This window comes from Enterobacter sp. NFIX59, from assembly GCF_900113755.1.
Classification (GTDB): Bacteria; Pseudomonadota; Gammaproteobacteria; order Enterobacterales; family Enterobacteriaceae; genus Enterobacter; species Enterobacter pseudoroggenkampii.
The window spans coordinates 109038-121589 of record NZ_FOQN01000003.1; the positions used below are offsets into that span (position 1 = coordinate 109038).

General features: G+C 55.4%; 13 protein-coding genes. 7 read left to right on the forward strand and 6 right to left on the reverse strand.

The annotated features are described in order from the left end of the window. Nucleotides 1-7 precede the first annotated feature (7 nt). Complete coding sequence (ampD, locus tag BM007_RS12625; protein ID WP_024907473.1) at nucleotides 8-559, reverse strand: 1,6-anhydro-N-acetylmuramyl-L-alanine amidase AmpD; 552 nt, start codon at nucleotides 557-559, stop codon at nucleotides 8-10. Nucleotides 560-646: 87 nt separating this feature from the next. Here ampD and nadC point away from each other — a divergent pair, with 87 nt between their 5' ends. The 4 genes from nadC (at nucleotide 647) to hofC (ending at nucleotide 4719) form a co-directional block, all read left to right on the forward strand. After that, a complete protein-coding gene (gene nadC, locus BM007_RS12630; protein WP_024907472.1) occupies nucleotides 647-1540 on the forward strand; it encodes a carboxylating nicotinate-nucleotide diphosphorylase in 894 nt (297 codons plus the stop codon). 174 nt (nucleotides 1541-1714) lie between these two features. Further along, nucleotides 1715-2152 carry a prepilin peptidase-dependent pilin gene (gene ppdD, locus BM007_RS12635; protein ID WP_024907471.1) on the forward strand — a complete coding sequence of 146 codons (438 nt, stop codon included), beginning with the start codon at nucleotides 1715-1717 and terminating at the stop codon, nucleotides 2150-2152. Between the two features lie 10 nt (nucleotides 2153-2162). Further along, nucleotides 2163-3545: a type II secretion system protein GspE gene (gspE, locus tag BM007_RS12640; protein WP_090419054.1), complete on the forward strand. Its 1383-nt coding sequence runs from the start codon at nucleotides 2163-2165 to the stop codon at nucleotides 3543-3545. Continuing rightward, nucleotides 3535-4719, forward strand: a complete 1185-nt coding sequence (gene hofC, locus BM007_RS12645) for a protein transport protein HofC (protein WP_090419056.1) — start codon at nucleotides 3535-3537, stop codon at nucleotides 4717-4719. Before gspE ends, hofC begins: the two co-directional genes overlap by 11 nt. A 41-nt stretch (nucleotides 4720-4760) precedes the next feature. Here hofC and BM007_RS12650 read toward each other — a convergent pair whose 3' ends face one another. Next, complete coding sequence (locus BM007_RS12650) at nucleotides 4761-5804, reverse strand: GMP reductase (protein ID WP_023310407.1); 1044 nt, start codon at nucleotides 5802-5804, stop codon at nucleotides 4761-4763. Nucleotides 5805-6032: 228 nt separating this feature from the next. Here BM007_RS12650 and coaE point away from each other — a divergent pair, with 228 nt between their 5' ends. The 3 genes from coaE to yacG are packed head-to-tail and all read left to right on the forward strand — an operon-like array spanning nucleotide 6033 to nucleotide 7600. Next, nucleotides 6033-6653, forward strand: coding sequence for a dephospho-CoA kinase (gene coaE, locus BM007_RS12655; protein WP_024907467.1), 621 nt, complete (start codon nucleotides 6033-6035; stop codon nucleotides 6651-6653). After that, entirely contained in the window at nucleotides 6653-7396 is a 744-nt protein-coding gene (gene zapD / locus BM007_RS12660) for a cell division protein ZapD (protein WP_024907466.1), read from the forward strand. The genes coaE and zapD overlap by 1 nt, the downstream gene beginning before the upstream one ends. A 9-nt stretch (nucleotides 7397-7405) precedes the next feature. Then, on the forward strand, nucleotides 7406-7600 hold the full coding sequence (gene yacG, locus BM007_RS12665) for a DNA gyrase inhibitor YacG (protein ID WP_024907465.1): 195 nt from the start codon (nucleotides 7406-7408) through the stop codon (nucleotides 7598-7600). A gap of 34 nt (nucleotides 7601-7634) precedes the next feature. Here yacG and mutT read toward each other — a convergent pair whose 3' ends face one another. The 4 genes from mutT to lpxC form a co-directional block, all read right to left on the reverse strand. Further along, nucleotides 7635-8027: an 8-oxo-dGTP diphosphatase MutT gene (mutT, locus tag BM007_RS12670; RefSeq protein WP_024907464.1), complete on the reverse strand. Its 393-nt coding sequence runs from the start codon at nucleotides 8025-8027 to the stop codon at nucleotides 7635-7637. 56 nt (nucleotides 8028-8083) lie between these two features. Further along, entirely contained in the window at nucleotides 8084-10789 is a 2706-nt protein-coding gene (gene secA, locus BM007_RS12675) for a preprotein translocase subunit SecA (protein ID WP_024907463.1), read from the reverse strand. Between the two features lie 58 nt (nucleotides 10790-10847). Continuing rightward, a complete protein-coding gene (secM, locus tag BM007_RS12680) occupies nucleotides 10848-11351 on the reverse strand; it encodes a secA translation cis-regulator SecM (protein WP_073961640.1) in 504 nt (167 codons plus the stop codon). A gap of 279 nt (nucleotides 11352-11630) precedes the next feature. After that, nucleotides 11631-12548, reverse strand: coding sequence for a UDP-3-O-acyl-N-acetylglucosamine deacetylase (gene lpxC, locus BM007_RS12685; protein WP_008501977.1), 918 nt, complete (start codon nucleotides 12546-12548; stop codon nucleotides 11631-11633). Nucleotides 12549-12552: the final 4 nt, after the last annotated feature.

The following is a 12552-nucleotide window of genomic DNA, read 5'->3' on the forward strand; positions in this document are numbered from 1 at the left end:
TATCTCCTTATTCTGACGACGCGGTGAGCATGGCGCGAAACCGGGGCCAGTCAAAGGCCGGGCCGGGATCGGTTTTTCTCTCCGGGGCAATATCACTGTGCCCCGTGATATTGTCGGCGATAGCCGGGTAGAGTCCGATAAGCGTGCGGGTCACGGCCGCTAGCTGTTGATACTGTGAATCGGTATAAGGCGTCGTATCCGTGCCTTCCAGTTCGATCCCGATAGAAAAATCGTTGCACCGTTCGCGCCCGTGATACATCGACACCCCGGCATGCCAGGCGCGCTTATCAAAGGGAACATACTGAACCACTTCACCATCGCGACGAATCAGGCAGTGAGCCGATACGCGCAGATGCGCAATTTCAGCAAAAAAGGGATGAGCATCGGGATCAATCGTTCCCGTGAATAACGCATCGATCCACGGGCCGCCAAATTCACCCGGCGGGAGACTAATATTATGAACCACCAGCAGTGTGGGCTTTTCATCCTCCGGGCGGCAATCGTGGTGCGGCGAGGGCACATGCCGCGCATCCACCAGCCATCCGTTTTCTAACAACATGCTGGAACTCCTTCTGTATGGTGCAATGACTCGGTTCAGAGTAGCATGTTTCAATATTATGATTCGTTACCAATTTGGAGTTTTATCATGCCGCCTCGCCGCTACAACCCCGACCACCGACGTGAAGCGCTTCTGGAACGTATTAATATGGATATTCCGGCAAGCGTCTCCCATGCTTTGAAAGAAGATCTGGGCGGTGACGTTAATGCTGAAAAGGATATTACCGCACAATTATTGCCAAAAGAGACGCGCTCCCACGCGGTCATCATCACCCGTGAAGACGGTGTTTTTTGCGGCAAGCGTTGGGTTGAAGAGGTCTTTACTCAACTGGCAGGCGACGATGTGCAGGTAACATGGCACGTGGAAGACGGCGATGCAGTCAAGGCCAACCAGCCGCTGTTCGAACTGGACGGACCTTCCCGCGTCTTGCTGACCGGCGAACGTACCGCGCTCAATTTTGTACAAACGCTCTCTGGCGTTGCCAGCGAAGTGCGTCGCTACGTTGACCTGCTGGCCGGTACCCGCACTCAGCTGCTGGATACCCGCAAAACGCTGCCGGGCCTGCGCACCGCGCTGAAATATGCGGTGCTCTGCGGCGGGGGCGCAAACCATCGTCTGGGCCTGTCCGACGCCTTCCTGATTAAAGAGAACCACATTATTGCCTCTGGCTCCGTGCGTCAGGCGGTGGAGAAAGCCTTCTGGCTGCACCCGGATGTGCCGGTTGAAGTGGAAGTGGAAAACCTGGACGAGCTGGAGCAGGCGATTAAGGCCGGGGCCGATATCATCATGCTCGATAACTTCGAAACAGAGCAGATGCGCGAGGCGGTAAAACTGACAAACGGCCGGGCTCAGCTTGAAGTATCCGGGAACGTCACTTTCGAAACGATCCGTGAATTCGCCGAAACCGGCGTGGATTACATCTCCGTCGGTGCGCTAACCAAACACGTTCGCGCTCTCGACCTCTCAATGCGCTTTAAATAACGCATTCTCCCCTCTCCACCCGGAGAGGGGAATTTCTGCCCCGCTCGCAGATCCGCTGTTCTTCCCTGCAATACTGAATAAATTCTCTGAAGCCCCCTTCCCGTTCCCTTTTTTGCCCCTCGTTTCTGTTCTTTCCCGCTGACAAAGTAGCGCCACTTTGCATAAGGAGCAGATATGGACAGACAACAAGGCTTCACACTCATTGAGCTGATGGTGGTCATTGGCATTATTGCGATTCTGAGCGCCATCGGCGTCCCCGCCTATCAGAATTACCTGCGCAAGGCGGCGCTGACCGATATGCTGCAAACCTTCGTTCCCTACCGCACCGCCATCGAGCTTTGCGCGCTGGATCACGGTGGTGTGGAAAGCTGCGATGCCGGCAGCAACGGCATCCCTTCCCCCACCACGACACGCTACGTTTCAGGAATGAGCGTAGCGAAAGGGGTCGTGACCTTAACAGGACAGGAGAGTCTTAACGGGCTGACGGTAACCATGACGCCACGGTGGAGCGACGGCAACGGTATGACGGGCTGGACGCGTGACTGCAGCATCAGTGCTGACAGCGCCCTGAAGCAGGCCTGCGAAGACGTTTTCCGCTTCGACAATAACTGAGGAGCGGAAAATGAATACCGATCAACTCGTGGCGCTTTGCCTGCGCCATCACGCTCTGCTGCTCAACAGCGACAGTGACATGGTCAGCATCGCCGTTGTAGGCAACCCCGCGGCTGAACTGATGGAGGCGCTGCGTTTCGCCACCCAGAAACGAATTGATATTGAGTGCTGGAGCGCTGAGCGCATGGAAAAACAGCGACAGCTAACGTCACAATCCCATCTGCCCGTTGTTTCGCTAACGCACTCAACGGTAGATATCCTCAACCACACGCTGCAGCAGGCAATCAACCAGCGCGCCTCTGATATTCATATCGAACCGATGGAGCACGCGTGCCAGATCCGTTTACGCATCGACGGGGTTCTTTGCCCCCAGCCTCCGCTTTCCGCCTCGCTGGCAAGCCAGTTCAGCGCGCGTTTAAAAGTGCTGGGTAACCTGGATATTGCAGAGCGTCGTTTGCCACAGGACGGTCAGTTTACGATTGAGCTGGCGAACGCGCCGGTCTCGTTTCGGATCGCGACGCTTCCCTGCAGCGGCGGCGAGAAAATTGTGCTGCGTCTCCTGCATCAGGTTCAGCAGGCCCTTGAGCCAAAAGCGCTTGGCATGAGTGCTGAACAACTGGCCTGTTTTAATGAGGCCCTCCACCAGCCGCAGGGGCTAATTCTGGTTACCGGCCCTACCGGCAGCGGCAAAACCGTGACGCTGTATAGCGCGCTGCAGGCGCGTAACATCCCTGACGTCAACATCTGTAGCGTGGAGGATCCCATTGAAATCCCCCTTACGGGATTAAACCAGACGCAGATTAATCCCCGGGCGGGTTTAACATTCCAGAGCGTGCTGCGGGCGCTGCTACGCCAGGATCCAGACATCATTATGGTCGGCGAAATTCGTGACGGTGAAACGGCAGGGATTGCCATTAATGCTGCCCAGACCGGGCACCTGGTGCTATCAACGCTGCACACCAACTCGACGACGGAAGCCCTGACTCGCCTGGAGCAGATGGGCGTGGCGCGCTGGATGATATCTTCCGCGCTGTCGATGGTGATTGCCCAGCGGCTGGTCCGGCGTCTGTGCCCGCACTGTCGCCGGGAAGCCAGCGAGCATGCTGAATTACCGCGCGCCGTATGGTCCAGACCGCTTCCACGCTGGCAGCCCATCGGCTGTGAGCGTTGTTATCACGGTTTTTATGGCCGTGTGGCCATTTTTGAAGTACTCACGATCGACAATGCCCTGCGGCAGGCCATTGCCAGCGGGGCGGGAACAGAAGTGATAGAGGCGAGCGCCCGGCAGGCGGGAATGATTTCTCTTTTCGAGCACGGCTGCATGGCCGTCGAACAGGGGATGACCACGATCGAAGAGCTGGTGCGCATCCTGGGCATGCCGGATGGCTGCTAATCAGCTCTGGCGCTGGCGAGCGCTCACCCAGGAAGGAGAACCCCGAAGCGGGACTCTCTGGGCCACAGACCGCAATGCCGCCTTCACCAGGCTGATGCACAGCGGCCTCCATCCTCTGACGCTGACCCGATGCGCTCAGAGACACCGCTGGCGGCCACACCACTGCTACGAGATGTTTCGCCAGCTCGCAACGCTTCTGCAGGCCGGGCTGACATTGTCCCACAGCCTGCAGATGCTGGCAGAACAACATCCGTTAAAACCGTGGCAGGCGCTGCTGCAAAGCATTGCCGATGAGCTTAGTGAGGGAGCCCCCTTTTCTGAGTCGCTAAAAAAGTGGCCAGCCGTTTTTAGCCCACTGCATGTCTCGATGGTGAAAACCGGTGAACTCACAGGGAAGCTGGAGGAGTGCTGTCGCCAGCTCGCGCAGCAGCAAAAAGCGCAGCAGCAGCTCAGTGCGAAAGTGAAAAAGGCGCTGCGCTACCCGGCGATCGTCCTGACCCTGGCCGTACTCGTGGTGCTGGCGATGGTCATCCTGGTCTTGCCCGAGTTTGCCGCGATCTACAAAACGTTTAACACTCCGCTTCCGCTGCTGACGCAAATGGTCATGGGGATGGCCGCATTTATGCGGTCATATGCCCTTGCGTTGTTCGCCGCGTTACTCGCGCCCTTAGCCACCGCCTGGACTCTGCGGCAGAACCCTCGCTGGCAGCGCATCCTGATGCTAACTCCCGTGTTGGGCGCACTGGCAAAAGGTCAAAAACTGGGACATATCTTTACCGTGCTGTCACTCACGCAACAGGCGGGCATCCCCTTTTTACAGGGCCTGGCGAGTGCAGAGGAAACTGTTGAGAGCCGGTACTGGCAGGGAATACTTCGCGGCGTGCGAGAGGACATTGAAAAAGGCCTCCCCGTCTGCTCATCCTTTCAGAAAGCGGCCATCTTTACCCCGCTGTGCATTCAGCTTTTACGAACCGGCGAAATGTCAGGTGCGCTGGACATCATGCTGGCAAACCTCGCCCGACATCACACGGAACAGACCTTTCAACGGGCAGATAGCCTGGCGGCACTTCTCGAGCCAGTGCTTCTGATTGTGACGGGGGTCATTATCGGCACGCTGGTGATGGCCATGTACCTGCCGATATTCCACCTGGGAGATGCGATGAGCGCGGGATAGTAAAATAGGGCTGGCGCACGAGCATGCGCCAGCGAAAACCATTACAGGCTATTGAATACGCGGTTTTCCTGTTCCTGAACGCGAATAAACGTTGTACGTTTTGTCAGCTCTTTCAGGCGGGATGCCCCAACGTAGGTGCAGGCCGAGCGCAGGCCGCCAAGGATATCGCGCGCGGTGTATTCAACCGGGCCGCGCAGAGGCAGCTTCACTGTTTTACCTTCTGCCGCACGGTATTTTGCCACGCCACCGACGTGACGGGTCATCGCGGATTCAGAGCTCATGCCGTAGAACAGCATAAATTTCTCGCCGTTCTCTTCAACCACGGTACCACCGCTCTCTTCGTGACCTGCCAGCATACCGCCGAGCATCACGAAGTCCGCACCGCCACCAAAGGCTTTCGCAACATCACCCGGCATGGTGCAACCGCCGTCGCTGATGATCTGGCCGCCGAGCCCGTGCGCCGCGTCGGCACATTCAATGACGGCGGAGAGCTGCGGATAACCGACGCCGGTTTTGACGCGTGTGGTGCATACGGAGCCCGGGCCAATACCTACTTTCACGATATCTGCACCGGAGAGGATCAGCTCTTCACACATTTCACCGGTCACCACGTTGCCCGCGATGATGGTTTTCGTCGGCCAGGCCTCACGCGCCTTGCTGACGAACTGCACGAAGTGCTCGGAGTAACCATTCGCCACATCAATACAAACGAAGTTCAGCGCCGGGTTAGCATTCAGGATCTGTTTGGTCTTCTCGAAATCCGCATCGGAGGTACCGGTAGAGACCATCACATGCTTCACCACGTCAGCAGACGCGGACGCAACGAACGCATTCCACTCTTCAGGGCTGTAATGTTTGTGCACGGCGGTGAGAATGTCGAACTGTGCCAGGGCGGTTGCCATCTCAAAGGTTCCCACAGTATCCATGTTGGCAGCGATGATCGGCACGCCAGACCAGGTCTGACCGGAATGCTTAAAGGTGAATTGACGTTCGAGTTCAACGTCTGAGCGACTTTTCAGTGTAGAGCGTTTAGGGCGGATAAGAACGTCTTTGAAACCTAACTTCAGATCTTCTTCGATACGCATGTGCGGATTCCTGGGGTTAGAGGCAAATATGTTAAAAGCACAACTCCAGTGACGTTATCATACGCACTAATACCTGCTCCGCAAGACTGCGAAATTCTCTTTTTTTACGCTACAATCCTATAAATTTACCTGGTAAAAAGCCGGTAAACGGGGCTAAACAGTGGCTGGCGCACGTAAGAATTTTAATCAACTGATTTTAAAAATGAATAATTCCCAGGATTTGATTTAATGGGGTATATCGTCGCATTAACCGGCGGCATCGGTAGTGGCAAAAGTACCGTTGCTGACGCTTTCTCTCGTTTGGGTGTCACGATTATCGATGCCGATATCATTGCCCGCCAGGTGGTAGAGCCCAATACACCCGCGCTAAAGGCCATCGCAGAACATTTTGGTCAGGCCATCATCAATGCCGATGGCACACTGAATCGCCGTCAGCTTCGTGAATGCATTTTTTCCGATTCCGCGGAAAAAGCCTGGCTTAATAGCCTTCTCCACCCCATCATCCACCTGGAAACTCAGCGTCAGATCGCCGCGGCCCGCTCGCCCTATGTCTTATGGGTGGTTCCGCTACTGGTTGAAAATCAGCTGCAGAAGAAAGCCGATCGGGTGCTGGTGATTGATGTCTCTCCCGAAACGCAAATCCAGAGAACCATGACGCGCGACCATGTCTCGCGGGAGCATGCTGAACACATTCTTGCCGCTCAGGCTACGCGCGCTCAGCGCCTTGCCGTGGCGGATGATGTCATTGATAATAACGGCGCACCAGATGCCATTGCATCGGATGTTGCCCGTCTGCACGCGCAGTATCTGACGTTTGCCGCGCAGGCCGTTGCACAGGAAAAACCATAATGTCGACACACATCCTTTTTGAGCATCCGCTCAACGAAAAAATGCGCACCTGGCTGCGCATCGAATTCCTCATTCAGCAGCTTTCACAACATCTGCCGGTTAACGATCACGCTACGGCGCTGCACTTCTTCCGCAACGTAGGCGATCTGCTGGATGTGATTGAACGCGGCGATGTCCGCACAGAATTACTCAAAGAGCTGGAGCGCCAGCAGCGTAAATTACAGGCATGGGCTGAGGTTCCGGGGGTGGATGTAAGCCGTATCGATTCCCTTCGTCAGCAGCTTAAAACCAGCAGCAGCATCCTGATGGCCGCGCCGCGCGTCGGGCAGTTTTTGCGTGAAGACCGCCTGATTGGCCTGGTCCGCCAGCGTCTGAGCATCCCTGGCGGCTGCTGTAGCTTCGACCTGCCGACGCTGCATATGTGGCTACATATGCCACAGGCGCAGCGTGACGCGCAGGTGAACAGCTGGCTGGCAAGCCTGGAGCCGATGCACCAGACGCTGTCGCTGATCCTCGATCTGATTCGTAACTCTGCACCGTTCCGCAAGCAAACCAGCCTGAATGGTTTCTTCCAGGATAACGGTGATGATGCCGATCTTCTGCGTCTCAATCTGTCTCTTGGCGAACAGCTTTACCCACAGATTTCCGGGCATAAGAGCCGCTTTGCGATTCGCTTTATGCCGCTGGACAGTGAAAATGGCACCGTGCCGGAACGTCTCGATTTTGAACTGGCCTGTTGTTAAGGAGTGCCGATGTCTGATGTCACCACCGTAAACTGCCCTACCTGTGGCAAAACCGTTGTCTGGGGCGAAGTGAGTCCGTTCCGCCCATTCTGCTGCAAACGCTGCCAGCTTATTGACCTGGGCGAATGGGCGGCGGAAGAGAAACGCATTCCGAGTAAAGGCGATCTCTCCGACAGCGACGACTGGAGTGAAACCCAGCAGTAATCTGTAAAGCCTGCTGGCGCGTCGCTCAGCAGGCCTACGGTTGTGCGACTAACCGCAGGATCACAGGTTCATTAGCTGGCGGGAATTTTTCGGCATCACTTGCCTGAAGCGCCACCCAGTTACCCGGCTGCCCCTCTTTTCCCCAGGGTTCACCTTCCCAGTTTTCCACTAGCCAGAACCACAGCGTGATGTGCCTGTCCGGAAACTGGTACTCAAGCTTATCAAACAGCGTAGCGCCAAGCGGAGTGATCCCCACCTCTTCCTGAAGTTCCCGAACCAGCGCCTCTTCCGGTGTTTCACCTGACTCGATTTTACCGCCCGGAAACTCCCACTTGTTCGCCATATGGGCGTCGGCAGCACGCTGGGTGATGAAGATTTGGTTTTGCGGGTTGCGAATAATCCCGACGGCAATTTGCAGTATTTTCATATTGTTACTTCCATAAAAAAGGCGCAGATGTCTGCGCCTTTTTGTTTTTTATGAACTTAGCTCAGACGGCCGTGGCACGCCTTGTACTTTTTACCGGAACCACACGGGCACGGATCGTTACGACCCACTTTACGATCGCCGGTCTGCGCGGCGATCGCCGCTGCGGCTTCGCTGTCGTCGGTCTGATGACTCAGCTGTTGCATTTGTGCCAGACGCTCGGCTTCTTCACGACGCTGCTGCTCCATCGCTTCCACTTCTTCCGGCATACGCACCTGAACCTTGCTCAGGGTGCTGATCACTTCGTACTTCAGTGACTCCAGCATAGACGCAAACATGGAGAAGGATTCACGCTTGTATTCCTGCTTCGGATCTTTCTGCGCATAGCCACGCAGGTGGATACCCTGACGCAGGTAGTCCATCGCCGCCAGGTGCTCTTTCCACAGGGAGTCCAGAGTCTGCAGCATCACGCCTTTTTCGAAGTGACGCATCATTTCAGCGCCAACAACCTCTTCCTTACGCTTGTAAACGTCCAGCGCGGTTTCAAAGATACGTTCACGCAGGGTCTCTTCGTGCAGCTCAGGCTCTTTGTCCAGCCACTCTTTGATTGGCAGTTCGAGGTCAAAGTCATTTTTCAGACGTTCCTGCAGGCCTTCAATATCCCACATCTCTTCCAGAGACTGCGGTGGAATATGCGCGTCGATGGTGGCTTTGAACACATCTTCACGAATGCTGTTGATGGTTTCGCTCACATCGGACACGTCCAGCAGTTCGTTACGCTGGGTGTAGATCGCACGGCGCTGATCGTTAGCCACGTCATCATATTCCAGCAGCTGCTTACGAATATCGAAGTTACGGCTTTCCACTTTGCGCTGTGCGTTAGCGATCGCTTTGGTGACCCACGGGTGCTCAATAGCTTCGCCAGGTTTCATCCCCAGCTTACGCATCATGCCGGACACGCGGTCGGAGGCAAAAATACGCATCAGCGCATCTTCCATAGACAGGTAGAACCGGGATGAACCGGCATCACCCTGACGACCCGCACGACCACGCAGCTGGTTATCGATACGACGGGATTCATGACGTTCTGTACCGATGATGTGCAGACCGCCGGACGCCAGAACGGCGTCATGACGAACCTGCCAGTCGGCTTTGATCTGGGCAATCTGTTCTGGCGTTGGGTTTTCCAGCTCCGCCACTTCAGCCTGCCAGCTACCGCCCAGCATAATGTCGGTACCACGACCCGCCATGTTGGTGGCGATGGTTACGGCAGCCGGATAACCCGCCTGCGCAACGATGTCCGCTTCTTTGGCGTGGAATTTGGCGTTAAGAACGTTGTGTTGGATACCCGCTTTCGTCAGCTCATGCGAAACCACTTCGGATTTCTCGATGGAGATGGTCCCCACCAGAACCGGCTGGCCATTGGCAGTACGGTCGCGAATATCTTCGATGATCGCCTGAATTTTTTCCGCTTCGGTCATGTACACCAGGTCCGGCATATCCTTACGGATCATCGGACGGTTGGTTGGAACGACCACGGTATCCAGCTTGTAGATAGAGCTGAATTCAAACGCTTCGGTATCGGCAGTACCGGTCATCCCCGCCAGCTTCTCGTACAGACGGAAGTAGTTCTGGAAGGTGATAGACGCCAGCGTCTGGTTTTCATTCTGAATATCCACGCCTTCTTTGGCTTCCACAGCCTGGTGCAGACCGTCAGACCAGCGACGTCCCTGCATGGTACGGCCGGTGTGCTCATCGACGATGATCACTTCGCCGTCTTTTACGATGTAGTCGACGTCGCGGGTGAACAGCGCGTGGGCACGCAGCGCGGCGGTCACGTGGTGCATCAGCATAATGTTGCTCGGGGAGTACAGAGACTCGCCCTCTTCCATAATGCCTTCAGCGACCAGCAGCTCTTCAATTTTCACCAGACCACGTTCGGTCAGGTTCACCTGGCGCGCTTTTTCATCAACGGAGAAGTGGCCTTCACCCTGGAAGGTATCCGAGTCCTCTTTCTCCTGACGCAGCAGGTGTGGAATGATTTTGTCGACCTTACGGTACATCTCGGAGCTGTCTTCAGCCGGGCCGGAGATGATAAGCGGAGTACGCGCTTCATCGATCAGGATGGAGTCCACCTCATCCACCAGCGCATAGTGCAGTTTACGCTGTACGCGTTCTTCCGGGCTGAACGCCATGTTGTCACGCAGGTAGTCGAAGCCGTATTCGTTGTTGGTGCCGTAGGTGATGTCCGCGTTATACGCTTCACGCTTGGCTGGCGCAGGCAGGCCGGACATGTTGATGCCGACGGTCATACCGAGGAATTCGAACAGTGGACGGTTGTTTTCGGCGTCACGCTGCGCCAGATAGTCGTTGACGGTTACCACGTGAACGCCTTTACCGGTCAGCGCGTTCAGGTAAGCCGGCAGCGTTGCGGTCAGGGTTTTACCTTCACCGGTACGCATTTCCGCGATGCAGCGCTCGTTAAGCACCATACCGCCCAGCAGCTGAACGTCGAAGTGACGCATGCCGAATACGCGCTTACTCGCTTCACGCACAACAGCAAACGCTTCTGGGATCAGGCTTTCTAAGGTTTCGCCTTTTTCCAGACGCGCACGGAATTCCGCCGTTTTCGCTTTCAGCTCATCATCAGAGAGCTTCTCCATCGCCGGTTCCATACCGTTGATGACGGCAACAGCTTTGCGCATACGGCGCAGGGTACGATCGTTACGACTACCAAAAACTTTAGTTAACAATTTGATTAGCATAATAAATTCTCAAACGCCCCATCGTGGGCAGATAAATTAAGGTATTGAAAAAGTTAATTTAGCTGAGGCGTTGCGGCCCGGCACGAATGCCGTGAGTCTGGCTAATCCAGGTTGAAACAGAGAATGAGACAGGCGGAACGAGCGCGAGCTGCGTCGTCTGGCGAACCATAACCGGCGGCTGGCTGTCCTGCGTGAGCAGCGCGTTGAGCGTGTCCAGCAGCGCAAGATGCTGTGCCTGCACCGGAAGCGTCTCTTCCGCAACAGGCATGGCCTGTGGTGCCATCGCGAAGGAGAGATGACGGATAACCGTGCGGATAGCGTGCTGGTGCCAGTAATCAACGGAGAAATTCGGGCGGCGGCTGGCTTCAAGCCACGCGAGGTTTGTAAAGTTAACCCGCGTGTTGAGATCGTGTTTGGTGGTAGAGGTTTTCGCGGGCGTCGCCGCTTCTGCACTGTTGCTGAGCGCAGGCAAGCCGAAACTCGCCGCGACCATCCCTAATAAGAGATGCGGCCAGAAGTAACGTCTGCCAAATTGTCGCCAGCGCGTCAGTATTCCGCTCACCTGCTCCACCCAATAAGCCAGCCTTGCAGAGGCTGAGTTCAGTTATTCTTTTTAGCGCCCAGATAGTACCACTAAAGCTAATGTACATCAGCAGGAATGAGGTGCCGCCGCGGGGAAAAACGGTCAAGAATGCAGCTAACGCACACATTTTCTGCGTAAGACAAACGAGAGATAACGCCGGGGCAAACGAAGAAGGGTAAAAATAAAAACGACTGGTCTTCCTGGTCGGAGAGAGTACCAGGTTAACCAGTCGATTTTTTTACGAAACGGTTTGAACCGTTACGCCAGAACCATGCTTGGTGCTTTGAAAGCCAGCGGCAGTTCAGCTTCGTCTTCGAAGGTCACATATTCCCAGGCTTCCTGTTTTGCCAGGACGGCCTGCAACAGTTTGTTGTTCAGCGCATGACCGGATTTGAACGCGGTAAATGCACCAATGATGTTGTGACCACACATGAACAGGTCGCCGATAGCATCCAGCATTTTGTGACGAACGAATTCATCTTCGAAACGCAGGCCGTCTTCGTTCAGTACGCGATAATCGTCAACAACGATGGCACAATCGAAGCTGCCGCCCAGGCACAGGCCGCGGGACTGCAGATATTCGATATCACGCATGAAGCCAAATGTACGGGCTCGGCTGATCTGGCGCATAAACGCATCAGCAGAGAAGTTCATCGCATAGCGTTGGGTGCTGGAGTCAATCGCCGGATGGTTAAAGTCGATGGTAAAGTCCAACGAGAAACCATTGTACGGTTTGAATTCAGCCCACTTGTCGCCATCTTCGACGCGAACGGTCTCTTTGATGCGTACAAATTTCTTCGCGCAGTTCAGTTCTTCGATGCCGGCATCCAGCAACAGATAGACGAACGGTGCAGCACTGCCATCCATAATCGGGATTTCTGGCGCATCGACTTCAACAATAATGTTGTCGATACCCAGACCCGCCAGGGCGGCGTTCAGGTGCTCTACGGTAGAAATCCGCACGTCATGCTCGTTCACCAGACAAGTACAGAGCATAGTATCACGCACAGATTTGGCATCGGCCGGAAAATCTACCGGTGGATTCAAGTCGGTGCGACGATAGATGACCCCGGTATTGGCCGGCGCAGGGCGTAACGTCAGCGTGACTTTCTTGCCGGTATGTAAACCGACACCAGTCGCCTGAACGATACGTTTAAGTGTCCTTTGTTTGATCATCGTA

Excerpts from the sequence above, each read along its gene's own strand:
- hofC (WP_090419056.1), top strand. The coding sequence starts at position 3,535 with ATGGCTGCTAATCAGCTCTGGCGCTGGCGAGCGCTCACCCAGGAAGGA.
- ampD (WP_024907473.1), bottom strand. The coding sequence starts at position 559 with ATGTTGTTAGAAAACGGATGGCTGGTGGATGCGCGGCATGTGCCCTCG.
- lpxC (WP_008501977.1), bottom strand. The coding sequence starts at position 12,548 with ATGATCAAACAAAGGACACTTAAACGTATCGTTCAGGCGACTGGTGTC.
- mutT (WP_024907464.1), bottom strand. The coding sequence starts at position 8,027 with ATGAAAATACTGCAAATTGCCGTCGGGATTATTCGCAACCCGCAAAAC.
- secA (WP_024907463.1), bottom strand. The coding sequence starts at position 10,789 with ATGCTAATCAAATTGTTAACTAAAGTTTTTGGTAGTCGTAACGATCGT.
- BM007_RS12650 (WP_023310407.1), bottom strand. The coding sequence starts at position 5,804 with ATGCGTATCGAAGAAGATCTGAAGTTAGGTTTCAAAGACGTTCTTATC.
- nadC (WP_024907472.1), top strand. The coding sequence starts at position 647 with ATGCCGCCTCGCCGCTACAACCCCGACCACCGACGTGAAGCGCTTCTG.
- coaE (WP_024907467.1), top strand. The coding sequence starts at position 6,033 with ATGGGGTATATCGTCGCATTAACCGGCGGCATCGGTAGTGGCAAAAGT.
- yacG (WP_024907465.1), top strand. The coding sequence starts at position 7,406 with ATGTCTGATGTCACCACCGTAAACTGCCCTACCTGTGGCAAAACCGTT.
- ppdD (WP_024907471.1), top strand. The coding sequence starts at position 1,715 with ATGGACAGACAACAAGGCTTCACACTCATTGAGCTGATGGTGGTCATT.
- zapD (WP_024907466.1), top strand. The coding sequence starts at position 6,653 with ATGTCGACACACATCCTTTTTGAGCATCCGCTCAACGAAAAAATGCGC.
- gspE (WP_090419054.1), top strand. The coding sequence starts at position 2,163 with ATGAATACCGATCAACTCGTGGCGCTTTGCCTGCGCCATCACGCTCTG.